The organism is Bauldia sp. (genome assembly GCF_965232525.1).
GTDB lineage: Bacteria > Pseudomonadota > Alphaproteobacteria > Rhizobiales > Kaistiaceae > Bauldia.
Map to the genome: position 1 here is coordinate 3,436,073 of NZ_OZ246980.1, position 24,204 is coordinate 3,460,276.

A 24,204-nucleotide genomic window follows, 5' to 3' on the forward strand; every position below is an offset into this window, starting at 1 on the left:
ACGAAATGGGATTTGGGCAGAACAAGCTTGGGGTGCACGCGCTTTGCTGGGTGGGGGGCTGGAGCGAAGCCGAAGCTCGCAAAGCCATCGAAGGGACGGCCCGGGTCGGATACGACCTCATCGAGATACCGGCGCTCGACCCAACTCAGATCGATTCGGCGCTGACCGCGCGGCTTCTGGAGGAATACGGTCTCGCCGCAACCATCTCGCTTGGCCTTGGGCCCGAGACGGACATTTCCTCCGCTGATCCGGAAGCGGCAAAACGCGGTGAAGCGCTCCTCATGGACGTCGTTTCCATCGCGCGCGACATCGGTGCGAGCGACATCTGCGGTGTCATCTTCTCCGCCCTCACGAAGTACGCCGAGCCCGCCACCGCGGCGGGCCTGGCCCAGAGCGTCGATGTCCTCGCGCGCGTCTGCGAGGCTGCGGCCGGCAACGGGATCACAGTCGGAATGGAGGTGGTCAATCGCTACGAAACGAACATCGCCAACACAGCGGCCCAAGGCGTTGCGCTCTGCGACATGATCGGCGCACCCAACGTGAAGGTACACCTCGACACTTATCACATGAACATCGAGGAGGCCGACGCCGCACGCGCCATCGTCGAGACCGGCGATCGGCTCAGCTACTTCCACCTCGGGGAAAGCCATCGCGGCTATCTCGGCTCTGGCTCCATCGACTTCGTGCCGATTTTCCGGGCCTTGGCACAAATCGACTTCAGCGGACCGATGGTCTTCGAGTCGTTCTCGTCCGAAGTGGTGGACCCCACGCTCTCGCGCGTTTTGGCCATCTGGCGAAACCTGTGGACCGACGGTGAGGATCTGATCAGTCACGCACGCGATTTCACCAGGGCCCAGATGACATCCGCCATTCGGACCGAAAGCCTCGCGCATACGAAAGGGGTTCTGCAGGGTGGGTGAGATCGTTCTGCAGGACGTCCACAAGGCGTTCGGCGACGTCACCGTTGTTCGCGATATCAACCTCAGGATCGCAGACGGTGAGTTCGTCGTCTTCGTCGGCCCCTCGGGGTGCGGGAAGTCGACGCTCCTGCGGATGATCACGGGGCTGGAAACAGTCACCAACGGTCGGGTGCTGATCGACGACGAGGATGTGACCGAGGCCAAGCCGTCGTCGCGCGGCCTTGCGATGGTGTTCCAGTCCTATGCCTTGTTCCCGCATTTGACCGTGCGGGACAACATCGGCTTCGGCCTTCGGATCGCCGGTCTGCCGCGGTCGGAGATCGCGGCGAAGGTAGCGCAGGCTTCGTCCATCCTCGGGCTCGACAAGCTGCTCGACCGGAAACCGCGCGAACTCTCTGGCGGTCAGCAGCAACGCGTGGCGATCGGCCGGGCCATCGTCCGCGAGCCATCGGCATTTCTATTCGACGAGCCGCTGTCGAATCTCGACGCTGCGCTGCGCGTGCAGATGCGCATCGAGCTGATTCGGCTCCACCGACGCCTCAATACGACGATGGTCTTCGTCACCCACGACCAGGTGGAGGCGATGACCATGGCGGATCGAATCGTGGTGCTCGAAGGCGGCCACATACAGCAGTTCGCGACTCCAATCGAGCTCTACGATCGGCCGGTGAATCAATTCGTCGCCGGCTTCATCGGTTCGCCCAAGATGAACTTCCTGGAAGCAAAACCGACCGGCGATGGCCGGGTGCAGGTGAACAACGGCCCCGCCCTCGCCCCGCACGACGCGAAGACCGATCGCCTGGCAATGGCTCAAACAGTCGGCATCCGGCCGGAGCACATCACCTATTCCCACGATAGCGGCGACCTCACGGGAACAATCGTCGTCGAGGAGCAGCTCGGCAGTGACGCGTTTTTGTACGTCGATGTGGAGGGGATCGGCATGGTGACGGTCCGCGCCGTCGGCGAGCGCGACTTCCACAGCGATCAGACGGTGCATCTGACGCTGCCCCCGGATCGCTGCCACGTCTTCGATCGCGAAGGACTGCGGATCAATACGAACTGAGATGGCATGTCCCGCGAGCGGGGCGAGATAAGGCTCGAGCGGCAGAGGAGAACGACATGGGGGCGGGTCTGTCAGGCAAGACCGCGGCAGTGACCGGAGCAGCGTCGGGGATTGGCCTCGCCTGCGCGGAGGCGCTGGTCGGATCCGGTGTTAAGGTCGTGTTGATCGACCGCGACGGGGAGAAGCTCGATGAGGCCTGCGGCCAGCTCGGTGAGTTGGCATTTCCTTTGACCTTGGATCTCCTCGACACCGCCGCTGTTTCCGGCATGCTTCCGAGCATCCTGGAGCGCACTGGCGACCTTGACATTTTCCACGCCAATGCCGGCGCCTATGTCGGCGGGAACGTCGCGGATGGCGATCCCGACGTTTGGGACCGGGTACTCGACCTCAACACCAATGCGACCTTTCGTGCGGTCCACGCCGTCCTACCGCACCTGATCGCCAAGAAGAGCGGAGACATCGTCTTCACCTCATCGGTGGCCGGCGTCATTCCCGTGATCTGGGAGCCGATCTACACCGCCTCGAAATTCGCGGTGCAGGCATTCGTCCATTCAACCCGACGGCAGTTGATCGAGCACGGCATACGGATGGGGGCTGTGCTTCCGGGTCCAGTGGTCACCGCGTTGCTAGACGATTGGCCCAAGGCGAAGATGGAGGAAGCGCTGGCTGCTCAGGCGCTGATGGAAGCGCACGAAGTGGCCGAAGCGGTGATGTTCATGCTGACCCGCCCTCGCGGCATCGTCATCCGCGACATCACCATTCTGCCCCAAGGCCTGGATATGTGATTTGACCGACTGTGTGGATCGGGAGGCTTCGTCCAGTCGTCCCAAGGCTGCGCGGCTCGCTGTAGAGAGCTCAGGCCACCTGGTCAGCGATCTGAGACCGTCGAACGGCGTCAACGAGGTCACTGCTTCGCGCGATCCACCCAAACAAATGTCCTTCGCTCTGAATCGTCCGTAGCGTTCCTTGTTGGAACTCGTCTTCGAAGGCGCCACAACAGTCAGCCAACGTCAGGACGAAATAGCCGCGATCGACGGCTTCGCGCAGCGTTCCCTCGACGCAGCATTGCGTGGTCACGCCACAAATCACGCAGTGGGTGATTCCCTTGCCGCGTAACGTGCTGTCGAGGTCGGTGTAGGTAAAAGCGCCGAAGGTTGACTTGTCGATGACGATCTCGCCGGGAAGCGGCGTCAGCTCTTCGACGATCTGGAAGCCGGCCTCGCCCTCGGTCAGAATTCGTCCCAGCGGCCCGGCCGTTCCATATTCGCCGCCAGCGTCACGGCTTTGCTGTCGCATCGACTCGGGAAGGTTGGATAGGTCGGGTTTGAAGCCATAGCGGGTATGGACAACAACGCTACCCGCATCACGGAACGCGTCCAGCACCGCCTTGATGGGGGGAATGACCGCCTGCAACGGTTTCACATCCATCCCACCGACCCCGCAAGCGCCACCGTCTTCGACGAAATCTCGCTGCATGTCGACGATGATCAACGCCGTGTGCCGGGGGTCAAATGCGTAGTTTCGGTTGTCGTAAGCGGGGACGGTAATCATGGCTCACTCCTCGAAAGCAAGAGACTTGCGCATTGACCCGGGCGCATGCCCGGTCGGTTCTGGGTCGCCGCGCTGCGTTGCCTGCTGATCAACGGCCTATGCGGCGGCGATCGCGTCAATCTCGATCAGCCAGTTTGGCTCGATCAGCGCCGGAACGGCGATCGCGACGGATGCCGTTCGATGGTCGCCTAAAAACCGGGCGCGAACGGCGTTCGCCTCCGGATACATCTTGGGATCGATCAGGTATTGGGTGGTGCGGACAAGATTGCCGATGCCGAGCCCGGCATCTTTCAAGATCGCCGCGATGTTCTCCCAAACGACGGTGGCTTGGGCCTCCATGCCCTCCGGCACGGTGCCGTCCGGCGCCACCGGGATCTGACCGGACAGAAAAACGATGCGCGATCCCTGTGGCGGCTCGATGCCGTGGACATACGTGCCATATGGGTCGGACATCCCTTCGGGCTTGTAGGTCTTGTACATCGCTCTGCACCTCCAGCGCGGATGGTCGTCAGCACCATCAAATTCGGTTCCGGCCGGTCAGTGCAAATTTAAAATACTGGGTGTCCGATATAAAAAAAACTGATGCATAGATCGAAGCGATCCGCCGAGCTTCCGTCTAGTGTCGCAGCAGCGGTCGCGAGGGACGGCGTCAGGTCGGCCGAACATATGAAGATTGCAAGAACGCGCGAAATTCGTCGGCGGCAGGCGACAGCGTTGCTCCAAGGCGCCAGGCAAGACCGATGTCCATAGACGGGATGTGCTCGACCAAATCCCGCACCTCGATCCGATCGCCTTCGAGCGACCACGGGCGAAACACCATATCTGACAGGATCGAGACGCCCATGCCGAGGGCCACCATCGTGCGTACCGCTTCCACATTGGCCGTACGCAGGATGGTGTCGGGTTTGAGACTGTGCCGTTGCCAATAGCCCAGCGCGGATTTCTCGGCCTCATCAACGGTGAGCATGATGTAGGGCTCCTTCGCCACGTCTGCGAGCGACACCTGTTTCTTTGCCAGCAAAGCATGCCGGGGTGGCAGCCAAAGCCGGCGCTGCGACGGTAGCAGGATCGACGACGTCAGCGCTTCTCGGCGGCGCAGATTGGAGACCAGGATAACGGCAATATCGAGCTCGCCATCAATGAGCCCGCTTTCGATCTCCGGGCGTTCGAGTTGGACCACCTGCGCATTGATCCGTGGAAAGCGAGCCTTGAAGCGAGCAAGTATCGGGCCGAGGAAATAGCCGATGACGGTATCGGTCGCACCGACACGGATCGAGCCTTGATTGACGCCGCCGGCGGTGGCGCCCTCGACTTCCCGTGTAGCCTCGGAGACGAGAGCGAGGATCTCGCGCGCCTTGCGCAAGAACCGGTGTCCTTCCTGAGTCAAAGTTACGCCCGTCGGTGATCGGCCGAGCAGCGGCGCGCCGACGTTGTCCTCCAGGCTCTTGACCGCCAGCGTGATCGCCGACTGAGTCACGCCACAAGCGGACGCCGCCGACGACAGCTTCCCTGTTTCAACGGCGCTGACGAAGTAGCGCATCTGGCGAAGCGTGACTGACATTAAAAAAACTTATCATGACGTGTTTTCACAATGAAATTGAAATTCACCGATCCCGGCGCCGATAGTTCCCAATGAGCGAGGCATGCCTCGCGCCAGCGCCGGGAATCCGCGATGGATCCGACAATCAACTGCGACATGGGCGAGAGTTTCGGGCGCTATCGATTGGGCGACGACGCATCGTTGATGCCCCTGGTTGACCTCGCCAACGTCGCTTGCGGTTTTCACGCCGCCGATCCGACCGTTATGCGCGCCACCGTCAGCGCCGCCGCTGAAGCGGGCGTCGCGATTGGTGCACATCCCGCATTGCCGGACCTGCAGGGCTTTGGGCGCCGCGCGATGGCCATTCCCGGCGACGATCTCGTCGCCATCGTCCAGTATCAGGTTGGCGCATTGTGTGGCTTTCTCACGGCCGCAGGGGGCCATCTGAGCCATATCAAGCCGCATGGCGCGCTCTATGGCATGGCCTGCCGCGACCAAAACGTCGCCCGCGCGATTGCCGAAGCTGCCGCACCGTTTGACGTCCCGGTTCTGGGCCTTGCCGGAACCGAACAGGATGACGCGCTTCGGGAGAAGGGTATTCCGTTCATTCCGGAATTTTATGCCGATCTCGACTACGACGACGACGGCCTGCTCGTGATCGTTCCGGAGCCTTCGACACGCAATGTCGGGGATGCCGCGCGGCGGGCCATCGACGCCCTCCAGTCAGGTGCTGTGCGAACCATCAACGGCCACAGTGTGCCGGTGCGCGCCGAGACGATTTGCGTCCATTCCGACAATCCCGACGCCTCGGCTTTGCTGAAGCATCTCAGAGCGCTGCTTAACAACAACGAACCTAAGCGACCGACGGTGTCGATCTCATGATCCGTGGGCTTGTCATGCTCGCCGTTCCGTTAGTGGCCACCGCCGCCTACGGCGAATGGGTCGCGTCGGCGGCAATGGCCAACACGATCACCTACGCGTTCATTCTCGTTGTGCTCGTGGCAGGTCTTGGTGTGTTTGTCGGCAATACCGGCATTCTAAGCTTCGGGCATGTCGCCTTTGTCGGCATCGCCGGGTACGCCACCGCCATTCTGACAATCCCACCGGCGCTGAAAGCGACCGTTCTGCCCAATCTTCCGAGCGTACTCGCCAACACGCACTTATCCCCGCTTGTTGGAGGTGCGATAGCGGTGGCGGTCGCAACCGGAATTGGGCTCGCGATCGGCCCGGCGATTGCTCGGCTCGGTGGTGCCGCCGGCGCCATCGCGACCCTCGGCCTGCTGATCATCGCCCATAGCGTCTTTGTCGGCGGGACAACGTTCACCCGCGGCGCACAGGCTGTATTTGGTGTCCCGAAGTCGATCTCGCCGTTGATTGCCGCTTTGGCCGCTCTTTTGGCTTTGGCTTTGGCGCGATCGTTCAAATCGAGCCGCTGGGGATTACTGACCCGCGCAGCGCGCGAGAATGAACCGGCAGCTCGATCGACGGGAATTGACGTTGAACGCGCCCGCCTGTTCGCCTTTGTGGCAAGTGTCGCACTCGTCGCGGTCGGTGGCGTACTCTTCGCCCATCACCTTGGCGTTTTCTCACCCAAAGAATTCTACTTCACGCTGAGTTTTTCGCTGCTGGCCATCCTGATTGTCGGTGGCCAAGCCAGCGTAGCAGGCGCCGTCGTCGGCGTCGCCCTCATAACGATTCTGGTTGAGGCGCTGCGACGAATCGAGCCCGGATTCAGTCTCGGAGTCATCGACGTCCCGCCGCTCTTTGGCCTGACTACGATCGGGGTCAGCGTCGCCGTCCTGCTGACCCTTTACTTCCGCAGCGAAGGAGTCATGGGCTTTACCGAGGTCGAGGATTTTGTGCGGGGCCGGCGGACCTCACGCAATCGGTCGGTGCCAGACCAGGCCTTCGACATCGCGCCTCTGTCCGGCGATAGGCCGCGGGGCCAGCACCTCGAAGCGGCACGGGTCACCAAGCGCTATGGCGGCGTGATCGCCGTCGACACAGTGTCGCTCACATTGTCACGCGGCGAGATACTGGGTCTGATCGGGCCTAACGGCTCCGGCAAGACAACGCTGCTCTCCTGCCTCACGGGCGTGCAGGGAGTCGATGCCGGCCGCATCACCGTCGATGGCACCGCCCCCGTCCGGCCGGGGCCGATGTATTTCTCCCGCTTGGGTATTGCCCGGACGTTCCAGAATATCCGGCTGTTCGAAAATCTCACCGTCGAAGAGAACGTTGATGCTGCGCTCGCGGCTCACGGTCAGGACCCCCGTGCGTCGGATACGACGCGGGCGCTGTTGCGAAAACTGGATCTTCTGGAATGCGCCGATCGCCGTGCCGGCGAACTGTCCTATGGCCAGCAGCGCCGACTTGAGATTGCCCGCGCCTTGGCGACCGATCCCGGGTTTCTCCTTCTTGATGAGCCGGCAGCCGGCATGAATGCCAGCGAGTCAAAAGCTCTTCTCGCACTGCTCGCCGAGCTACGAGATGCCCACGGTCTCGGGATTCTGCTCGTCGACCACGACCTTCACCTCATTCTCACACTTTGCGATCGCGTCGCGGTTCTCAACGAGGGCCGGCTGATCGCCGTCGGACCGCCCGACGAGATCCGCGCCGACGATCGAGTTGCCGCGGCCTACTTCGGCCGCCAACGCAACGGCCCAGAAGCCGTCGCCGGGGAACGCCAGGGACACATGCAACCAGCCAGATGGGAGACATAGACATGACCCCAAGAACAGTTCTGCGCCTCGGGGCGTTGGCCGCGGCCGGCATGGTGACGGCGGCACAGGCCGACGACACCCTCAAAATCGGCTTCGCGGTCTCGTTGACCGACTATCTCGCGCCCTATGATTCGCCGACCGTCGATGGCGCGAAGATCGCCATAGACGACCTGAACGCCGATGGTGGTGCTGCGGGTCAATACCAGATCGAAGCGATGATCCGCGATGTCCGTTCCGATACGGTACAGACATCCGTCGTCGTCCAGGAGTTCATCGACGCGGGAGCACAAGTCATCGTCGTCCCGTGTGATGACGATCCGGCGATTGCCGGCGGGCTGTTGGCGCAGCAAGCAGAGATTCCGGTCTTCTCGACCTGCGCGACAAACGCTGGCCTGCCCGGTGCCATCGGTGATTTCTACTTCGTCAATTACGTCGCCGATACCATCCAGGGCGCGACGCTGGCAGAATATGCCCGCGAACAGGGCTACGAGAACGCCTATCTCCTGGTCTCGCCGGACACGACCTATACCGGCAATTTGCCAGAGTACTTCGGCGAGGTTTTCGAAGAGCTTGGCGGCACGGTGGTTGGCCGCGGCACCTATACGTTCGGACAACAGGATTTTTCGGCCGAAGTGACGCGCATCACCGCCCTCGATCCGCAGCCGGACGTGATCATGACGTCGGCCTATGAGCCCGATTTCCCGGCTTTTCTGCGCCGGCTGCGCGGCGCCGGCATCGATGCCGCCGTCCTCGGCAGCGACGGTATCGATTCTCCGACTACGATCGCGCTTGGCGACGTGTCTGAAGGTGTCGTCTTCACCAATGCCGGCGCCCCAGTCGCTGGCACGCGGCTCGCGGATTTCTTCGCGCAATACGAGGCGGTCATGGGCGAGCCGCTGACCAACAGCTTCGCGGCGACCGGCTACGACATGATGCTCGTCATCGATCACGCGGTTCGCGAAGCCGGCTCGCTCGAGGGGCCGGCGCTGCGCGATGCCATCGCGGCAATCGATGGGCTCGAGGTCGTGACCGGAACGGTCACCTACAAGGACCGGGGCCGGGTGCCGGCACGTGCGGTCGCGCTTAACCGGGTCGGCGACGGGACCGTCACGCATGTCGATACGCGGATCATCGATCCGGGGCTCGTGCCGGCTTCGCGGTAACGCTTGGCTGAGCTGGTATCGTGAACAGCGCTGGTACGGTAACCGCATCTGAGCCCATTCTGGAGGTCAGCGGGCTCTCGGTCTCGTATGGCGCGATCCGCGCAGTGAGGAACGTGGGCTTCGCACTGCCGCCCGGCGAGATCCTCGCCCTCGTCGGCCCCAACGGGGCCGGCAAATCGTCGACGCTCATGGCGCTGGTCGGTCTCGCCGCAGGCTCTGGAGATGTCCGCCTGGATGGCGATGAGATTAGCACACTGAGCACCGAGGCGATTGTCCGCCGCGGGCTGACGCTATGCCCGGAAGGACGGCGCATCTTCACCAGTCTGACTGTTGGCGAGAACCTGAGGATGGGGGCAGCCGCGGCCAAGGCTGGCACCAATCGGGCCGCCGAAACCGAAGCGCGACTTCTGGAGTTGTTCCCGATTCTCGAGGAGCGCCGCGGGCAGCTCGCCGGGACGCTGTCGGGCGGCGAACAGCAGATGCTAGCGATTGCCCGAGCCCTGATGTCGCGCCCTAAGGTGCTGCTTCTTGACGAACCGTCACTCGGACTGGCGCCGCGGGTTACCGATATCATCTTCGACACGATCACATCGCTTCGAGACAAAGGCCAATCGATCGTGCTCGTGGAGCAAAATGTCGAGCGCGCACTCGACATCGCCGATCGCGCCTGCGTCATGACACAGGGCGAGATTGTCAAAACAGGATATGCCAATAGGATCCGAGACGACGACGGCGTGCGGGCTGCCTATTTCGGGGTCGCATAGTGATCGAGTTCTATGCTCAGCAACTGATCAACGCGTTGGCGCTCGGGGGCGTCTATGCACTCCTCGCGCTTGGGCTCGCGATGATCTTCAGCGTCCTTGGCATGATCAACTTTGCCCATGGCGAGGTCATGACAATTGCCGGCTATGCCGTCGTGTTCGCGGTCGCGACGCTTGGTGTGCCATTTGCGTTTGCCGTCATCGTCGGATGTCTCATCGCGATCAGCACCGCCGTAGCGATCGAGCGGGTCGCATTTCGTCCCGTTCGAAACGCGTCGCTTTCGACGATGCTGCTGACGACCTTCGCGGTGAGTTCGATCCTGCAGGTCTTGTTTCAGAATTTCATCTCGCCGCGACCCTTGGCCCTTGCCGTTCCGGCAACACTGACCGGCGTCGTATCGATCGGCGGATTGACGATCGGAACACTGCAGTTGGTATCGATTGGGATCACATTCGTCGTGCTGGCCGGATTGGTGGTGTTTCTTCGCCGATCGCTTCTCGGTATTGCCATGCGCGCCGCCGCCCAGGACTTCGCCGCGACTCGGTTGATGGGAATCAGGGCGAACGGGGTGATTGCCACCGCCTTTGCTATATCAGGCGTGTTGGCCGGCGTGTCGGGCTTTCTTTGGGTGGCGCAGCGCGGGTCGGTGGATCCACTCATGGGGTTTCTCCCGGTCCTCAAGGCCTTCATTGCCGTTGTCATTGGCGGCCTGGGCAATCTCGGCGGCGCAGTCTTGGGCGGCTTCGTTCTCGGCGGCATCGAGGTCATGCTGCGTGCCACTCTGCCGCCCGACCTATTGCCATTCCGGGACGCCATCGCACTGTCGCTCGTCATATTGCTCTTGATTTGGCGCCCGTACGGACTGCTTGGCAAAGCGGAAGCCGTTCGTTGAATGCAACGCCTTCTGGGCCTTCGCTGGGTTTCGGCGGAGGTGAAAACGTTGCCGAGGGGCAAATAACCGCGATCGCCTGAAGTTCGCGGGAAAGCGGACGCCAATTGATAGGGGATCGCCTATTCGCTATCTACGCACTCGACATAGCAACAGGAGCATGAAGATCGTGTTGAAGAGAACCCTCGCGCTGCTTCTGCTTTGGTGTCTCCCGGTGTCGTATGCGGCGGCTGAGAGCGCAGACGTCGTGGAATTGGCGACCAAAGGCAACTACCCGCCTTGGAATTTTATCAACGAAGCCGGTGAGTTAGACGGATTCGAACGCGATCTCGGGGACGAATTGTGTCGTCGCGCAGGTCTAACCTGTGAATGGGTCATCAACGACTGGGTCTCGATCATCCCCAATCTCGTGTCCAACCGTTACGACGCCATTGTCTCCGGAATGGCAATCACCCCCGAAAGAGCCGAGCGCATTGCCTTTACACAGCCTTATACGCCGCCCCACTACTCGCGCTACATGGCGCTGTCGGAAGATGTCGACCTAGAGAACGGCGTTATTGCCGCCCAGGCAGGCACAATCCAGGCAGCACACTTGGAAGAGCTGGGTGCCGCGCTCGCCGAGTTTCAAACGCACGACGAAACCCTAGCGGCTGTCGAAACCGGCGAAGCGGAAGCGCTTCTCGCCCATATCGCGTTTCTTAACGAAATCGCCAAAGAGAACGATCGGATGGTTATCGTCGGCGAACCTGTCGTTCTCAGCGGCGGCGTGGGCATAGGGTTGCGACAGTCCGATGTTCTGTTGCGCGAAAAGTTCGACGCCGCCATCACGTCGATGAAGGACGACGGCAGCCTGAACCAGCTCATCGCAAAATGGGATGTCTCCAATCAGTGGTGAGCCTGGTCCAGCGGGACTTGGCTTAGGGCGAGCATACCTACAAACCCTTGGTGAGCGCGCAGGGGCTCGAACCCTGGACCTACTGATTAAAAGTCAGTTGCTCTACCAGCTGAGCTACGCGCTCGGGAATCGCGCCCATATGGCCGGCGTACCGGTGTTCGGTCAATAGGCTGATGTGGTGCTCCGAAGCGTTTTTGGCGTGACCCCTGCCTCGCCCGCCCTATCTGACATGGTCATAGTCGGTCGGCACGCAAGGAGGGCACACCGAATGACCAGCTTGTTCAGACGCATCGTCGTCGCCGCCATTGTCAGTGTTGCCATGGCCACCGCCGCTGCCCGGGCCGACGTGTCGGACAGCGATCGAACCGCGATCCGGTCTGTGATCGAAGGCCAGATCGCTGCGTTTCAGCGTGACGACGGTGCCGCGGCTTACAGCTACGCTGCCCCGATGATCCAGCGCATCTTCCCAACGGTCGATGCCTTCATGGCGATGGTCCGCGGCGGCTACCAGCCGGTGTACCGGCCCCAGTCGGTCATTTTTGGGGAAGTCGTCGATACCGCGCTCGGGCCGGTGCAACGCGTGTTCGTCACCGGCCCTGACGGTCGCAACTGGGTAGCCATGTACTCGTTGGAGCAGCAGCCGGACGGCACCTGGCGAATCACCGGCTGCCGCCTGGTCGAGGCGAGCGGCGACACGGCCTGAATCGCAAACGGGTCAATCGATCGGCGGCAGGTCGCCGCGATCCCATTCTTCGCGCGTCTCGGCGATGAAATTGTCGAGGCGTCCCTCGCTGATCGCGGCCCGCAGCCCGGCCATTATATGCTGGTAGTAGGCGAGGTTGTTCCACGACAGCAGCATGCCGGCCAGCAGCTCGCCCGCCTTGATCAGATGATGGAGATAGGCGCGGGAATAATCGCGGGCCGGTGACCAGTCGGCCGCTTCGTCCAGCGGCCGCGGGTCGTCGGCATGGCGGGCGTTCTTCAGGTTGAGCTTGCCGAATCGGGTGTAGGCAACGCCGTGCCGGCCGGCGCGGGTCGGCAGCACACAGTCGAACATGTCAATGCCCCGCCGCACCGCCTCGACGATGTCGTCGGGCTGTCCGACCCCCATCAGGTAGTGTGGTTTATCGGCGGGAAGCGCCGGCATCGTCGTTTCCAGCATCGCCAACATCACCGCTTGCGGCTCACCGACCGCCAGGCCGCCCACCGCGTAGCCGTCGAAGCCGACCGCCGCCAGGGCCTCGGCCGACTCGACCCGCAGGTCGGGCTGATCCCCGCCCTGGACAATACCGAACAACGCCCGGCCCTCTGCATCGGCGAAGGCAGTCTTCGACCGGTCCGCCCAGCGCAGTGACAGGTGCATCGCCCGTTCGATCTCCGCCCGGTCGGCTGGGAGCGCCACGCATTCGTCGAGCTGCATACGGATGTCGGCGTCAAGCAGCGCCTGAATTTCCAGCGATCGTTCCGGTGTCAGGCGGTGGCTGCTGCCGTCGAGGTGCGATTGAAACGTGACGCCGTCCTCATCGAGTTGGCGCAAGCGCGCCAGTGACATCACCTGGAACCCGCCGGAATCGGTGAGGATTGGTCCCGGCCAATTGGCGAAGGTGTGGAGCCCGCCAAGCCGGGCGACCCGTTCAGCGCCGGGGCGGAGCATCAGGTGGTAGGTGTTGCCGAGGATAATGTCAGCGCCGAGCGCCCTCACCTGCTCCGGGTACATCGCCTTCACGGTCCCGGCGGTGCCGACCGGCATGAACGCCGGTGTCCGGATTCGTCCCCTTGTGGTTTCGATCTCCCCGACCCGGGCCGCGCCGTCGGTGGCGTCGATGCGAAACGTGACACCGGTCATGTGCGGGACTCCGGATGCAGCAGGCAGGCATCACCGTACGAATAGAAGCGATAACCGGCGGCGATGGCGTGCCGGTATGCGTTCAGCATCGTCTCGCGTCCGGAAAAAGCCGAAACCAGCATGAACAGCGTCGAACGCGGGAGATGGAAGTTGGTCATCAGCAGATCGACCGCCTTGAAGCGGTAGCCCGGCGTGATGAACAGCGCGGTCTCGTCCCCGAAAGGCTGGATCAGACCGTCATCGCTCGCGGCAGTTTCGAGCAGGCGGAGCGACGTGGTGCCGACGGCAATGATGCGCCCGCCGGCCGCACGCGCCCGGTTGAGCGTCTCCACCACGTCAGCTCCAATCGTCCCCCACTCTGCGTGCATCGCATGGCCTTCGGTGTCGTCGGCCTTGACCGGCAGGAACGTGCCAGGACCGACATGAAGCGTCACCCGGCAGAGATTGACACCGGCGTCCGCTAGCCGCTGAAGCAGGGTATCAGTGAAATGCAGGCCCGCGGTCGGCGCCGCGACGGCGCCCTCCTCCCGCGCATAGATTGTCTGGTAGTCTCTGCGGTCTTGCGCATCCTCCGGCCGGCGACCCGCGATGTAGGGCGGCAGCGGAATGTGGCCGTGCCTACGAATGGCTTCATCGAGCGCTGGACCGGCCAAAGCAAACCGCAGCGACACGGAGCCGCCTTCGTCGCGCGATTTGACTTCGGCCTCCAGTCCGTCACCCAGATGCAGGCGATCACCGCCGGCAAGGCGCCGCGCCGGCCGGGCAAACGCCTTCCACTGCTGCTCGTCCAGCCGCTCGTAGAGCGTCACCGAAACGTCGGTGACGTGATCGCCGCGATGCCGCTGGCCGCGGAGTTCCGCGGGAATGACCTTGGTGTCGTTGACCACCAGGACATCGCCTTCGCGCAGCAGCTCCGGCAGGTCGCTGACCCGATGATCGGCGAAACTGTCCGGCGGCGTCACACACAACAGCCGTGCTGCGTCGCGTGGCGTCACCGGCCGGAGTGCGATGTTTTCTTCCGGTAGATCGAAGTCGAACAGATCGACACGCATGAAACCGGCTCAGCGCTTCAGATAAGCGCGCCCGAGGAAAATCGCACCGAGCACGATCAGCAGCATTGGCCAGACGATATCCCAGTCGAACTGGAAGCCCGTCATGAACAGCACGGTCAGCGCCACCAGGACGATCCCGGTCAGTAGCGAACCGGCGGTCGACGCGTCGATTTGCTGGTCGTTGCGGCGATAGCTCCGCCACGCGCCGGCGAACGCGAAGAAGGCAGGGATCAGGATGAACAGCGACCACCAGTTGGCGGGAACCGCATAGCCCATGTTCTGCAGGAGGAACACAACGCCCACACCGACGAGAACCAGGCCAGCGATCCAGATGCCTGGCCCACGCTCGTCGTTCGGCTCGCGTTCGTTATCGCCGCTCGTCTGGGACACGCGGTTCGCCGATCAGGCCGCGTCGGCGGCCACCTTCAGAGACACGATCTTGTCCGGATCCTCGACCGGCTCGCCGCGCTTGATCTTGTCGACGGCGTCCATCCCGTCGATCACCTGTCCCCAGACGGTGTACTGCCGGTCGAGGAACCCGGCATCGCCAAAGCAGATGAAGAACTGGCTGTCGGCCGAGTTGGGGTCGGCCGCCCGCGCCATCGAGCAGGTCCCGCGGACATGCGGTTCGGCGTTGAACTCCGCGTTGAGGTTCTGGCCTGAGCCGCCCATGCCAGTGCCGGTCGGGTCGCCGGTCTGGGCCATGAACCCGTCGATCACCCGATGAAAGACGATGCCATCATAAAAGCCCTGGCGGGCAAGTTCCTTGATCCGCGCCACATGGTTTGGCGCAAGGTCCGGACGAAGCGCGATGACCACGGGACCGTGGGTCGTCTCCATCAACAGGGTGTTTTCGGGATCGCGTTCTGCGGCCAAGGGGCCCTCCTCGGTTGGTTGACGGAGATCAGTTGGTGTCGCCGGCGACCTGCATCATCACGATGCGGTCCGGATCCGGCACCGGCTCGCCGCGCTTCAGCGCATCGACCAACTCCATGCCCTCCACCACTTCGCCCCACACGGTGTACTGGCCGTTGAGGAAGGAGCAATCCTGGAAGCAGATGAAGAATTGCGAGTTGGCGGAATTCGGATCAGGGGTGCGCGCCATCCCGATGGTGCCGCGGGTGAAGTTGGTATTGGTGAACTCGGCGTCGAGATCGGGTAGCTGCGATCCGCCGGTACCGGTACCGGTCGGGTCGCCGCCTTGAGCCATGAACCCTTCGATTACCCGGTGAAACGGCGTGTCGTCGTAAAAGCCCTCCCGGGTCAGCTTCTTGATGCGCTCGACGTGATTAGGGGCGAGGTCAGGCCGCAGACGGATGACCACCTCGCCGTCTTCGAGGCGCATGATCAGCGTGTTTTCGGGGTCGAGGTCCTGGGCGGACGCCGCCAGGGGAGCGAACACGAGGAAGGCCGCGAACACGGCGGCGAGACGTTTCATCATTCCTGTTTCTTGCCTTCGGTTGGATTTTGGAATCGAGAGATCGGTCGCCTGGACCGGCGTGTCTCTGTTACGCCCCCCTGTCCAGCGCATTCTGAATCAGGGACTGCACCGATGACGGCACGAACGTCGACAGATCGCCGTTCATGCCCGCGATCTGGCGGACAAGCGTGGCCGTGATGTGGCGAGTCCCGGCCGACGCCGGCAGAAACACTGTCTGGACCTCCGGCGCCAGGACCGCATTGGTCGCCGCCATCTGCATCTCGTAGTCGAAGTCGGCACCATTGCGCAGGCCGCGGACGATCAGCGTCGCGCCCGCCGAACGCGCAGCAGCAACCGTGAGCCCGTCGAAGGTGGAGACCGCCACCCGGTCGCCCTGCCCGTTGGGAAGCTCGGCGACCGCCGCCGCGATCATCGCCAGCCGGTCGTCGAGGGCGAACATCGTTGACTTGGTCGGATGGGTTCCGATCGCTATCTCCACACGATCGGCGAGCGCCAGGGCCGCCGCGAGGATATCGACGTGACCGTTGGTGATCGGGTCGAACGTGCCCGGATAGAGCGCGGTGCGGATCATTCGTTGGGTTCGTGGATGGCGCAGAAAGGCTGTCGGCTGTCTACCGGTTACCCGTGCCGGGAGCAAGGTCCGGCCAGTTGGCGCGGTGAGAAGCGGGTGCCAAAGGCCAGGAAATCCTGGGCTTTCGGCTCGCCGCCACTGTGATGGTTGTCACATGGTTTGAGTGATGCCCATCACTGCCGGCTCGGCCCGTCCTTCCTATCTTCGTCATCAGCAACACCGGACAGCGTTCGGCAAACCGGAGCACAGAAGATGACCACCACGACCCGCAAATTGTTCGTCGCCGCAGCTTTTGTCGTGACGGCCGCCGCCGGGATCACCGGTGCGACCCTCAGCGGTGAGACGAAGGAAACCGATCTCGCAGCCTACTGTGAAACCGCCGCATGGCCGCAGATTCCGGCCGCATGCCTCGACGGTGGCACCGGTGCCGATGTCCGATACATCTCGGCCGATCCGGTCATCGAACAGGAGCCGCTGATGCAAACCGTCGCGATCCTGGCGGCCGATCGGTTTTCCACCGCGTATTGATGTGATCCGCGAACCTTGGCTGAACGTAAGATGAATACACGCATCGGCAAAGGTTCAGTTGGCTGGGGCCATGGTGCGAACCACGAAACGCACGGTTCCGTCAGGAGGGAAACATGAACATCTGGGTTCATTCGGCGATCGCCGGAATCAGCTTGGTCGCAATGGCCGCGGTCGCGGCAGCGAGCGTCGCAGTCTACGAAAGCAGCACAGTGACGGCTGCTGCTAAGTCGGATCGGCTCCCAATCGCCGAAACGATAACCCCACCCGAATTCACAACCATCGAAGTCCGCACTGAAGGGCTTTCGGTTCTCAACCGCATCGCCGTCCCCGAAACGGCGAGCAACTGATACCTGTTCTCCAATCCCCCAAGGCAAACTGAGCCGTCGGTGCCCCAACCGGCGGCTCTTTTTTGTCAAGCGAATTACTGATTGATGCGGAAATAGATCGTGCGGAACGGCGCGTCGACGACTTCCTCGTGCAGCGTCCCGTCTTCCCATGTGTACCGGGTGTCAAACTCAACAGTCGCGCCGGATCGGCAGTTGACCTGCCCTGTCAGTTGCAAAACGCCTTTGTCGTCGACCTGGCCCGTGTCGGTTTCGAGACCGCCTGGCCCCTCGCACATTGTCCAGTAGGAGTCATGGGCGAGGACGTTGAACGTGCCGTCATCAAGTTCGGTGATCGAGATGGTCCGCAGGCTACCATCGACGTTGTCGACACCTTGCCACAACCCTACGAAAGACTTCGCTGACTGGTCGTCCGCCAACCCCGAAGCCGTCGTGGCCAAACCCACCACCACCGCCGCCGCGGTCGCCTTCAGCACCGACGCGGCGCGCCGACCAAAGCGAACAGGACCATTCACGTCCACAGGTCGCATTCCAGGGCCGAACGGTTTCAAGGCCATCTCCCCGTTTGCCGCGACAGTCAGATCCGACGCGGTATCAAAATGCGAATTGAAAGGGTCTTGGTTCAGCGTCGCCCAGGTCCGGTTGCGCGCTTCTTCGGGCCCGGCAACAGGCCTTCGCGCTGCGCCTGCTTGCGCACCAGCTTGCGCGCCCGGCGAATCGCCTCACCCTTCTCCCGCGCCCGCTTCTCCGACGGCTTCTCGTAGAACCGCTTGCGCTTCAGTTCGCGAAAGACGCCCTCACGCTGCATCTTCTTCTTGAGGACCTTCATCGCTTGGTCGACGTTGTTGTCGCGCACGAATATCTGCAAAAGACCTTCCTTCCGACCGGCCGTCAGATACGACCGTTCCATCCGTTGCGTAGTCACGCCCGACGTTGTCCGGTCGGGCAACAAAAGGCTCCGATCGCGCCTCCGGAGACGCAATATGCGGAGGAAGCGCCTGCCCTCTCCGCTCCAAGAACCGGTGATTGATGCCGTATCTAGCGATTAGCCATTCATTTGGCCAGCCCCAGCAAGCAAAAAGTGCGGTTATCATGGCCTTTGCGTCACGCAAGCCCAGGTTGGAAGAACTGCAAGGAATTGAGAGAAATTGATTAACAACAGCATGATCGCAGGCTTCGTCATGGCCGCGCTTTACGCCATCGCCCCCGTCAGCGCGCAAAGTGGCCTGGTCGGGATCGGTTTCGCACAAGCGGAGGAAGGCACGTGGTGGTGCCAGGACAGCGATGCCGCGACCGCCCTGGCCTGTGCCAAGGAGCAATGCGCGACTGAGTCAGGCGGCCAGGCGTGTTTCACGACCCGCTGGTGCGCACCATCGGGATGGTCGGGCCTGATGATTGTCTGGTTGCCGGAATTCCACGCCACCCACGTGCTATGCGGTCAGCCTGGGCGGGACGCGGTGCGTGATGCCTTCGTCGCGATCTGTCTGGCCGCGCCGGAGTTCAGCCGCTGCGACATCACTTTGATGATCGACCCTGACGGGGCGGTGATCGACGTCACTGAAACCATCGACCCGTACGAAGATAATACGGAGGTCGCGCCGGCCGAGTGAGCCGGATAAGAAAACCTTGTTCCTACACACATTTAGTTGAAAAACTTGAGGTTTCCTGCGGCCTTGCCCTTGCCACGAACTCCGGCGATAGTGCGGCCGATCAGCGCCTCAGAAACAACAGACGGAACGGCGCGCCCCTTTCCACTTCAGGAGAACCCTATGTCCTCACGACTCCGATCGGCGGCGCTCGGCGGTGCCGCGCTTTACCTCGTCATCGCAGCTGGCCCCGCCCTCGCTGCGGATGCGACCGAAGTCGCCGATGCCCTGGTCGCCGCGTTCGCCGCGCGGGACGGAGCGAACGCTACCTATGAATCCGCCTCTGGCTCGGGTGGCACGATCACGATCACGGGCTTCGTCGGAACTGACAAGGACGGCGACACGGCGACGATGCCGACCGTCGTTGTCACCGGCGCGGAGATGCAGGCAGAGGGCGGGTTCACTGCCGACAGCATGACGTTCGACAATGGCAAGCTCGTCGATCAGGAAGCCACCGTTTCGTGGCAGACAGGCAGGTTGGACGATGTGGTGATGCCGTCCGCCGAAGAAGCCAAGGCTGACCAGGACAGGCTGCCGTTCGAAGGCGTCTCGATGACCGGCCTGAACATTGAGGGCGACGATCTGCCGGCGCCCATCACCATCGCGTCGATTGATGGCACAGGAACCGTCGACGCCGACGGCAAACCGCAGGACTTTGACCTGAAGATCGCTGGTTTCAGCATCCCCGCGGCAGTTTTTGCCCAGGAGCCCGAGATGAAGGCGGTCGTCGACCAGCTTGGCTACACGAACGGTTTCAACGGAAACCTCGAGGTCGCCGGAAGCTACCAGAAGGGCGGAAATCTCTTCACGCTCGAGACCTTCAAGCTCGACGCTGACGAAGTAGGTACGCTGACCATCGGCGGCACGTTTGCCGGGATGGTGATGGAGAGTCTTGGTGGCCGGCCGGACTTCAGCGACGGCGCAATCGAGAATCTGTCCATCCGCTTCGACAACGCCGGCGTGGTCGAGCGTGTTCTCGATATGCAGGCGCAGATGATGAACATGCCACGCGAGGCCTTCGTTGCCCAGACAGTCGGTGCACTGCCCTTCATGTTGAACATGCTCGGCAATCCACCGTTCCAGGAGAAAGTTGCCACGGCGGCGGGCACCTTCCTCAACGACCCGAAGTCGATCACGTTCTCGATCGCGCCAGCGGAGCCGGTAAAGATCGACGACATCGCAGGTGCCGCGATGGTAGACCCCGGTACGCTGCCCGACATCCTGTCAGCGGACATCACCGCTAACAACTGATCCTCAGGCCCCGGCTCGTCTGCGGGTCGGGGCTTAGTCTCTGAGGGGGCGTTGAGAGAAACTCGGAGCACCACATGACTGTACGAATTTCGCTCGCTGTCGCGAGCCTCGTTCTACTTTCGCCAGCCACTGCCCAATCACAGGAATCAACCACGGCAGCCGCCCTACGCGCGATGGTTTCGGACCTCGACGCGACTCCTGAATGGTCGGCGCGGTTCACAAGCCTGTCCTTCAATTCGACTACCGACACCGCGACCGTCGATGGCCTCGTGATCCGCAGCGAAGAACCGGGCACCGAGCTCAACTTTGACACGATCACCGTGACCGGCTTCGCGGAGGCGACGGACGGAACCATCACCGTCGATCGCCTGGCAACCGACGGCGGGACCGTCATCGCCGGATTTTCGCGTATCGGTCTCACTGACCTTGAAGTCGAAGGCCTCTCCGTTCCAGTTCTGGACCCCGTAGTCTTCTCGGCGGAGCAGCCAATCATCTCCCTGATGAAGGTCTATTCCGAGGCCTTGAAAATCGACATCGCGCGCGCCTCCGCCGCCGAGATCGATGTCATCCAGACGCTCGAAGGGGTCGAGAGCCGCGTTGCCTACGAGCAGGTCAGCCTTGAAGACTTCGCCGATGGCAAGATTGCTCGGATGGATGCCGCCGCGGCCCGCATGGAAGCGCCGGTCGAGGATCAGTTGATGACGATCCGCATCGGCGTCACCGAGGGCCGTGATCTCGATCTCGGTGCGTTCGTGCACGTATACGATCCCGACGCCTACCAGAACGGCCGCGGCGACATGGTCTGGCGGAATGCGTCCGGCTACGTCGCCTATCGTGACATCGTCGTCGACGCGCCGGGCGCACGGGTGTTCATCGACCTGATCGAGGCGGAAGACCTGAACGTGCGCCAGCCACCGCAAGAGTTCACCACGTTCCTCGACGCGGTCACCCTCGACCCCAACATGCCGGAGTGGCGCATCGAGCGTATGGCAAAGCAAGCGATCCCCGACATGCTTGGTGCCTGGTCAATCGGTGTATTCCGCACGTCCGGCATCGAGGTCGATATGCCGGGCGTCGACCGCGTTGCCCTGGACGACTTCATCATCCGCGATCTTTCGATCGACGGGATGCGTGAGTTTTCGTTCGCCGGGCTCGAGTTTTCCATGCGCGGCGCGTTCGCAACCCGGGTCGATAGCTTCGCGATCGGCAATATGGTGTTCGGCGGCATCGATGGCCTCAAGCGCCTGATCGCCACGTTCGATGCCGGTGGGGAGCCGGACCCGAACGACGTCATCCCGGTCATCGGCTTCATGGAACTCGTCGGCTTCGACCTGCAGACGCCAGATGTCGAGCGGCTCAGCCTCGATCGCTTGCGTGTCGACTCAAGCGACTACATCGGCATCATTCCGACGGTGACTACCATGGAAATGGAGGGTTTGGTCGTTCCCACCGACGTCATGGACCGTGAAGCGCGGCTGATGATGCAGCGTTTCGGCTATGACCAACTGAACGTCGCCATGACGTTCGGCTACGAGTGGGCCGACGAGCTTCTCTCAATCGCAATGACACTTGGCTCTGAGGGCATGGGCAGCATGGCTTTCGACATGGAGATCGGCGGTGTGCCGCTGTCTCTGTTCGACGGCGCTGAGATCGATATTTCGCCGGAGACGCTCCCCGACGCGACCTTTGTCGAAGGGCGATTTGCGTTCACCGATGAGGCCATCGTCGGCCACGGGCTCGAACTCCTGGCCGAGGAGATGAACGCGCCAAAGGATCAGATTCGGAGCCAGTTCGCAGACGCCTTGCCGTTTTTCATCTCGATGGGAACCGCCGGCAACCCGGAAGTGGCGCAGCTTATTCGCGAATCGGGTTTCCTCGACCAACTCACGCCCGCGATCCGGGAGTTCATTGCTGCGCCTGGCGGATCGATCATCTTTGAGGCGAAGCCCGCCGCTCCGGTGCCGTTCTCGACCCTCGAGGAAGTCGGCGATACCGCACCTGAGCGAATGATCGACCTGCTCGCTGTCAGCGTTGCCAGCGAACCGGCGCCAACCACGGAGGTCGAGGCCACGCCGCGACCAACGCCCGAAAGCGGCGCCGCGACGGAGGATACGTTGCAGTCCCCGCCGCAATCGCGGCCGGAGTAGCGTTACTCCTCCGGCAGGTTCAGCCGGATGTGAAGATCGCGGAGCTGGCGGGCGCCGACCTCTGACGGCGCCCCCATCATCAGATCCTCGGCGCGCTGGTTCATCGGGAACAGCGTCACCTCGCGCAGATTTTCTTCGCCGCAAAGCATCATCACGATCCGGTCGATCCCGGGCGCGATGCCACCATGAGGCGGCGCGCCATATTGCAGTGCGTTGAGCATACCGCCGAACTCGCCCTCCAGCACCGCCTCGTCATAGCCGGCGATCGCGAACGCCTTGCGCATGATCTCCGGCTTGTGATTCCGGATCGCGCCAGAGGACAGCTCCACCCCGTTACAGACGAGATCGTACTGGATCGCCTTGATCGACAGAATCGTATCGTTATCGGCCGGGTCAAGCACCAGGAACGCTTCATGATCGTAATTCGGCATCGAGAACGGGTTGTGCGAGAACTCGATCTGCTTGGTCTCCTCGTTCCACTCATACATCGGGAAATCGACGATCCAGCAGAAAGCGAACGCGTTCTTATCGATCAGGTTCAGCTCTTCCCCGATCTTCTGGCGGGCGGTTCCGGCGAAGATGTGATGCTTGGCAGGGTGGCCGCAGACAAAGAACACCGCGTCGCCATCGCGCAGTCCCAGCGTCTCCCGGATCGCTTCCGTGCGCTCCGGCCCGATGTTCTTGGCGATCGGTCCGGCGCCCTCGCCGTCGTCGCGGAAGAAGATGTAGCCGAGGCCCGGCTGCCCCTCCCCTTGCGCCCATGAATTCATCCGATCGCAGAAGGCGCGGCTTCCGCCGGTCGGTGCCGGAATCGCCCAGACCTCGACCTGCGGGTCGGAAGCGATCTGGCCGGCGAACACCTTGAAACCGGAATCGCGGAACTGGTCGGTGACGTCGGCCATCTCGATCGGGTTGCGCAGGTCCGGCTTGTCGGTGCCGTATTTGGTGATCGCGTCAGCGTAGGGAATCCGGGGGAAGTCGACGGACACCGACCGCCCGTCGGCGAACTCCTCGAACACGCCGCGCATCACCGGCTCGACCGCGGCGAAGACATCGTCCTGTTCGACGAAACTCATCTCGATGTCGAGCTGGTAGAACTCGCCCGGCGACCGGTCGGCGCGGGCGTCCTCGTCGCGGAAGCAGGGCGCAATCTGGAAGTAGCGGTCAAAGCCGGCCACCATGACGAGCTGCTTGAACTGCTGCGGCGCCTGCGGCAGGGCGTAGAACTTGCCGGGGTGGAGTCGTGACGGGACAAGGAAATCCCGCGCCCCTTCCGGCGACGAAGCGGTCAGAATCGGCGTCTGGAACTCGAAGAACCCCGAGTCACGCATCCGCCGGCGGATCGAGTCGATGATCGCCGAGCGCTTCATGATGTTGGCGTGGATCTTCTCCCGCCGGAGGTCGATGAAGCGGTAGGTCAGCCGCGTGTCCTCGGGATACTCCTGGTCGCCGAACACCTGGAGCGGCAATTCCTTCGCGACCGACAGCACGTCGATCTGGCGGATGAACACCTCGACCTCACCGGTCGGCAGGTGCGGATTAATGGTGTCCTCGGTGCGGCGCTTGACCTCGCCGTCGATGCACACGACCCATTCGGCCCGCACCGCTTCGACCATCGAGAACGCATCGGAATCCGGATCGACCACGCACTGGGTCAGGCCGTAGTGGTCGCGCAGGTCGATGAATAGCAAGCCGCCATGGTCGCGGACCCGGTGGACCCAGCCCGAAACCCGCACGGTTTCGCCAACATTGTCGAGGCGGAGGTCGCCGCAGGTGTGAGAGCGATAGCGGTGCATGGGAATCCGTCGATTAAGGGAGCGCGGTGAAAACGCGCGGACAAACGCATGGCCCAGCGCGGCTTGTCAAGCGCGC

At 62.6% G+C, this 24,204-nt stretch carries 27 protein-coding genes, 1 tRNA gene and 1 pseudogene; 15 read left to right on the forward strand and 14 right to left on the reverse strand.

The window, feature by feature from the left end:
- Window positions 1–5 precede the first annotated feature (5 nt).
- Genes ACO076_RS16250 through ACO076_RS16260 form a run of 3 tightly spaced genes read left to right on the forward strand, consistent with a single transcriptional unit; the run spans window position 6 to window position 2,768 of the window.
- Window positions 6–920, forward strand: coding sequence for a sugar phosphate isomerase/epimerase family protein (locus ACO076_RS16250; protein ID WP_421723875.1), 915 nt, complete (start codon window positions 6–8; stop codon window positions 918–920).
- Window positions 913–1,983 (forward strand): ABC transporter ATP-binding protein, encoded by a 1,071-nt coding sequence (locus ACO076_RS16255; protein ID WP_421723876.1) that lies wholly within the window; start codon window positions 913–915, stop codon window positions 1,981–1,983. The genes ACO076_RS16250 and ACO076_RS16255 overlap by 8 nt, the downstream gene beginning before the upstream one ends.
- A gap of 56 nt (window positions 1,984–2,039) precedes the next feature.
- On the forward strand, window positions 2,040–2,768 hold the full coding sequence (locus ACO076_RS16260) for an SDR family oxidoreductase (RefSeq protein WP_421723877.1): 729 nt from the start codon (window positions 2,040–2,042) through the stop codon (window positions 2,766–2,768).
- A 70-nt stretch (window positions 2,769–2,838) separates the two neighbouring features.
- Here the strand turns inward: ACO076_RS16260 and ACO076_RS16265 are convergent, their stop codons facing one another.
- The 4 genes and pseudogenes from ACO076_RS16265 to ACO076_RS16280 form a co-directional block, all read right to left on the reverse strand.
- Window positions 2,839–3,534, reverse strand: coding sequence for a cysteine hydrolase family protein (locus ACO076_RS16265; RefSeq protein ID WP_421723878.1), 696 nt, complete (start codon window positions 3,532–3,534; stop codon window positions 2,839–2,841).
- Window positions 3,535–3,630: 96 nt separating this feature from the next.
- Window positions 3,631–4,014 (reverse strand): RidA family protein, encoded by a 384-nt coding sequence (locus tag ACO076_RS16270; protein ID WP_421723879.1) that lies wholly within the window; start codon window positions 4,012–4,014, stop codon window positions 3,631–3,633.
- A 169-nt stretch (window positions 4,015–4,183) separates the two neighbouring features.
- Window positions 4,184–4,897 (reverse strand): LysR substrate-binding domain-containing protein, encoded by a 714-nt coding sequence (locus ACO076_RS16275; RefSeq protein WP_421726752.1) that lies wholly within the window; start codon window positions 4,895–4,897, stop codon window positions 4,184–4,186.
- Between the two features lie 18 nt (window positions 4,898–4,915).
- Window positions 4,916–5,095, reverse strand: a pseudogene (locus ACO076_RS16280) (helix-turn-helix domain-containing protein); the annotation flags it as partial.
- Window positions 5,096–5,206: 111 nt separating this feature from the next.
- On the opposite strand from ACO076_RS16280, the gene ACO076_RS16285 reads away from it, so the two are divergent.
- The 6 genes from ACO076_RS16285 (at window position 5,207) to ACO076_RS16310 (ending at window position 11,506) form a co-directional block, all read left to right on the forward strand.
- On the forward strand, window positions 5,207–5,956 hold the full coding sequence (locus ACO076_RS16285; RefSeq protein ID WP_421723880.1) for a 5-oxoprolinase subunit PxpA: 750 nt from the start codon (window positions 5,207–5,209) through the stop codon (window positions 5,954–5,956).
- Window positions 5,953–7,797, forward strand: a complete 1,845-nt coding sequence (locus ACO076_RS16290) for a branched-chain amino acid ABC transporter ATP-binding protein/permease (RefSeq protein WP_421723881.1) — start codon at window positions 5,953–5,955, stop codon at window positions 7,795–7,797. Before ACO076_RS16285 ends, ACO076_RS16290 begins: the two co-directional genes overlap by 4 nt.
- Before the next feature lie 2 nt (window positions 7,798–7,799).
- Window positions 7,800–8,960 (forward strand): ABC transporter substrate-binding protein, encoded by a 1,161-nt coding sequence (locus tag ACO076_RS16295; RefSeq protein WP_421723882.1) that lies wholly within the window; start codon window positions 7,800–7,802, stop codon window positions 8,958–8,960.
- Between the two features lie 56 nt (window positions 8,961–9,016).
- A complete protein-coding gene (locus ACO076_RS16300) occupies window positions 9,017–9,724 on the forward strand; it encodes an ABC transporter ATP-binding protein (protein ID WP_421726753.1) in 708 nt (235 codons plus the stop codon).
- Entirely contained in the window at window positions 9,724–10,614 is an 891-nt protein-coding gene (locus ACO076_RS16305) for a branched-chain amino acid ABC transporter permease (protein ID WP_421723883.1), read from the forward strand. Before ACO076_RS16300 ends, ACO076_RS16305 begins: the two co-directional genes overlap by 1 nt.
- Before the next feature lie 157 nt (window positions 10,615–10,771).
- Window positions 10,772–11,506 carry a transporter substrate-binding domain-containing protein gene (locus tag ACO076_RS16310; RefSeq protein WP_421723884.1) on the forward strand — a complete coding sequence of 245 codons (735 nt, stop codon included), beginning with the start codon at window positions 10,772–10,774 and terminating at the stop codon, window positions 11,504–11,506.
- A 48-nt stretch (window positions 11,507–11,554) separates the two neighbouring features.
- Here the strand turns inward: ACO076_RS16310 and ACO076_RS16315 are convergent.
- A tRNA-Lys gene (locus ACO076_RS16315) sits at window positions 11,555–11,630 on the reverse strand.
- Window positions 11,631–11,774: 144 nt separating this feature from the next.
- Here ACO076_RS16315 and ACO076_RS16320 point away from each other — a divergent pair.
- A complete protein-coding gene (locus ACO076_RS16320) occupies window positions 11,775–12,209 on the forward strand; it encodes a DUF4864 domain-containing protein (RefSeq protein ID WP_421723885.1) in 435 nt (144 codons plus the stop codon).
- 12 nt (window positions 12,210–12,221) lie between these two features.
- Here ACO076_RS16320 and tgt read toward each other — a convergent pair whose 3' ends face one another.
- The 6 genes from tgt to coaD form a co-directional block, all read right to left on the reverse strand.
- Window positions 12,222–13,352 (reverse strand): tRNA guanosine(34) transglycosylase Tgt, encoded by a 1,131-nt coding sequence (tgt, locus tag ACO076_RS16325; RefSeq protein ID WP_421723886.1) that lies wholly within the window; start codon window positions 13,350–13,352, stop codon window positions 12,222–12,224.
- Complete coding sequence (gene queA, locus ACO076_RS16330) at window positions 13,349–14,404, reverse strand: tRNA preQ1(34) S-adenosylmethionine ribosyltransferase-isomerase QueA (RefSeq protein ID WP_421723887.1); 1,056 nt, start codon at window positions 14,402–14,404, stop codon at window positions 13,349–13,351. The genes tgt and queA overlap by 4 nt, the downstream gene beginning before the upstream one ends.
- Window positions 14,405–14,413: 9 nt before the next feature.
- A complete protein-coding gene (locus tag ACO076_RS16335) occupies window positions 14,414–14,794 on the reverse strand; it encodes a LiaF transmembrane domain-containing protein (protein WP_421723888.1) in 381 nt (126 codons plus the stop codon).
- A gap of 12 nt (window positions 14,795–14,806) precedes the next feature.
- Entirely contained in the window at window positions 14,807–15,244 is a 438-nt protein-coding gene (locus tag ACO076_RS16340; protein ID WP_421726754.1) for a peptidylprolyl isomerase, read from the reverse strand.
- Window positions 15,245–15,308: 64 nt separating this feature from the next.
- Window positions 15,309–15,842, reverse strand: a complete 534-nt coding sequence (locus ACO076_RS16345; RefSeq protein ID WP_421723889.1) for a peptidylprolyl isomerase — start codon at window positions 15,840–15,842, stop codon at window positions 15,309–15,311.
- 70 nt (window positions 15,843–15,912) lie between these two features.
- The gene (gene coaD / locus ACO076_RS16350) at window positions 15,913–16,416 is read right to left on the reverse strand and encodes a pantetheine-phosphate adenylyltransferase (RefSeq protein WP_421723890.1); all 504 of its coding nucleotides are present in this window, start codon (window positions 16,414–16,416) and stop codon (window positions 15,913–15,915) included.
- Between the two features lie 252 nt (window positions 16,417–16,668).
- Between coaD and ACO076_RS16355 the strand changes: the two genes are divergently transcribed.
- Window positions 16,669–16,944: a hypothetical protein gene (locus ACO076_RS16355; RefSeq protein ID WP_421723891.1), complete on the forward strand. Its 276-nt coding sequence runs from the start codon at window positions 16,669–16,671 to the stop codon at window positions 16,942–16,944.
- 113 nt (window positions 16,945–17,057) lie between these two features.
- On the forward strand, window positions 17,058–17,291 hold the full coding sequence (locus ACO076_RS16360; RefSeq protein ID WP_421723892.1) for a hypothetical protein: 234 nt from the start codon (window positions 17,058–17,060) through the stop codon (window positions 17,289–17,291).
- A gap of 74 nt (window positions 17,292–17,365) precedes the next feature.
- On the opposite strand, the gene ACO076_RS16365 is transcribed toward ACO076_RS16360, so the two are convergent.
- Both ACO076_RS16365 and rpsU read right to left on the reverse strand, forming a co-directional pair.
- Complete coding sequence (locus ACO076_RS16365; protein ID WP_421723893.1) at window positions 17,366–17,764, reverse strand: hypothetical protein; 399 nt, start codon at window positions 17,762–17,764, stop codon at window positions 17,366–17,368.
- 146 nt (window positions 17,765–17,910) lie between these two features.
- Window positions 17,911–18,156 carry a 30S ribosomal protein S21 gene (gene rpsU / locus ACO076_RS16370; RefSeq protein WP_421723894.1) on the reverse strand — a complete coding sequence of 82 codons (246 nt, stop codon included), beginning with the start codon at window positions 18,154–18,156 and terminating at the stop codon, window positions 17,911–17,913.
- Between the two features lie 313 nt (window positions 18,157–18,469).
- Between rpsU and ACO076_RS16375 the strand changes: the two genes are divergently transcribed.
- The 3 genes from ACO076_RS16375 (at window position 18,470) to ACO076_RS16385 (ending at window position 22,332) form a co-directional block, all read left to right on the forward strand.
- Window positions 18,470–18,898 carry a hypothetical protein gene (locus tag ACO076_RS16375; RefSeq protein ID WP_421723895.1) on the forward strand — a complete coding sequence of 143 codons (429 nt, stop codon included), beginning with the start codon at window positions 18,470–18,472 and terminating at the stop codon, window positions 18,896–18,898.
- A 159-nt stretch (window positions 18,899–19,057) separates the two neighbouring features.
- Entirely contained in the window at window positions 19,058–20,185 is a 1,128-nt protein-coding gene (locus ACO076_RS16380) for a hypothetical protein (protein ID WP_421723896.1), read from the forward strand.
- Between the two features lie 74 nt (window positions 20,186–20,259).
- On the forward strand, window positions 20,260–22,332 hold the full coding sequence (locus ACO076_RS16385; protein WP_421723897.1) for a hypothetical protein: 2,073 nt from the start codon (window positions 20,260–20,262) through the stop codon (window positions 22,330–22,332).
- 2 nt (window positions 22,333–22,334) lie between these two features.
- Here the strand turns inward: ACO076_RS16385 and aspS are convergent, their stop codons facing one another.
- On the reverse strand, window positions 22,335–24,128 hold the full coding sequence (gene aspS, locus ACO076_RS16390; RefSeq protein ID WP_421723898.1) for an aspartate--tRNA ligase: 1,794 nt from the start codon (window positions 24,126–24,128) through the stop codon (window positions 22,335–22,337).
- Window positions 24,129–24,204: the final 76 nt, after the last annotated feature.

What these genes read in the sequence shown, in the direction of transcription:
- ACO076_RS16250 (WP_421723875.1), top strand. Translation starts at nt 6, where the DNA reads ATGGGATTTGGGCAGAACAAGCTTGGGGTGCACGCGCTTTGCTGGGTG.
- ACO076_RS16260 (WP_421723877.1), top strand. Translation starts at nt 2,040, where the DNA reads ATGGGGGCGGGTCTGTCAGGCAAGACCGCGGCAGTGACCGGAGCAGCG.
- ACO076_RS16265 (WP_421723878.1), bottom strand. Translation starts at nt 3,534, where the DNA reads ATGATTACCGTCCCCGCTTACGACAACCGAAACTACGCATTTGACCCC.
- ACO076_RS16270 (WP_421723879.1), bottom strand. Translation starts at nt 4,014, where the DNA reads ATGTACAAGACCTACAAGCCCGAAGGGATGTCCGACCCATATGGCACG.
- ACO076_RS16285 (WP_421723880.1), top strand. Translation starts at nt 5,207, where the DNA reads ATGGATCCGACAATCAACTGCGACATGGGCGAGAGTTTCGGGCGCTAT.
- ACO076_RS16290 (WP_421723881.1), top strand. Translation starts at nt 5,953, where the DNA reads ATGATCCGTGGGCTTGTCATGCTCGCCGTTCCGTTAGTGGCCACCGCC.
- ACO076_RS16295 (WP_421723882.1), top strand. Translation starts at nt 7,800, where the DNA reads ATGACCCCAAGAACAGTTCTGCGCCTCGGGGCGTTGGCCGCGGCCGGC.
- ACO076_RS16310 (WP_421723884.1), top strand. Translation starts at nt 10,772, where the DNA reads ATGAAGATCGTGTTGAAGAGAACCCTCGCGCTGCTTCTGCTTTGGTGT.
- ACO076_RS16320 (WP_421723885.1), top strand. Translation starts at nt 11,775, where the DNA reads ATGACCAGCTTGTTCAGACGCATCGTCGTCGCCGCCATTGTCAGTGTT.
- tgt (WP_421723886.1), bottom strand. Translation starts at nt 13,352, where the DNA reads ATGACCGGTGTCACGTTTCGCATCGACGCCACCGACGGCGCGGCCCGG.
- queA (WP_421723887.1), bottom strand. Translation starts at nt 14,404, where the DNA reads ATGCGTGTCGATCTGTTCGACTTCGATCTACCGGAAGAAAACATCGCA.
- ACO076_RS16340 (WP_421726754.1), bottom strand. Translation starts at nt 15,244, where the DNA reads ATGGAGACGACCCACGGTCCCGTGGTCATCGCGCTTCGTCCGGACCTT.
- ACO076_RS16345 (WP_421723889.1), bottom strand. Translation starts at nt 15,842, where the DNA reads ATGAAACGTCTCGCCGCCGTGTTCGCGGCCTTCCTCGTGTTCGCTCCC.
- coaD (WP_421723890.1), bottom strand. Translation starts at nt 16,416, where the DNA reads ATGATCCGCACCGCGCTCTATCCGGGCACGTTCGACCCGATCACCAAC.
- ACO076_RS16355 (WP_421723891.1), top strand. Translation starts at nt 16,669, where the DNA reads ATGACCACCACGACCCGCAAATTGTTCGTCGCCGCAGCTTTTGTCGTG.
- ACO076_RS16360 (WP_421723892.1), top strand. Translation starts at nt 17,058, where the DNA reads ATGAACATCTGGGTTCATTCGGCGATCGCCGGAATCAGCTTGGTCGCA.
- ACO076_RS16375 (WP_421723895.1), top strand. Translation starts at nt 18,470, where the DNA reads ATGGCCGCGCTTTACGCCATCGCCCCCGTCAGCGCGCAAAGTGGCCTG.
- ACO076_RS16380 (WP_421723896.1), top strand. Translation starts at nt 19,058, where the DNA reads ATGTCCTCACGACTCCGATCGGCGGCGCTCGGCGGTGCCGCGCTTTAC.
- ACO076_RS16385 (WP_421723897.1), top strand. Translation starts at nt 20,260, where the DNA reads ATGACTGTACGAATTTCGCTCGCTGTCGCGAGCCTCGTTCTACTTTCG.
- aspS (WP_421723898.1), bottom strand. Translation starts at nt 24,128, where the DNA reads ATGCACCGCTATCGCTCTCACACCTGCGGCGACCTCCGCCTCGACAAT.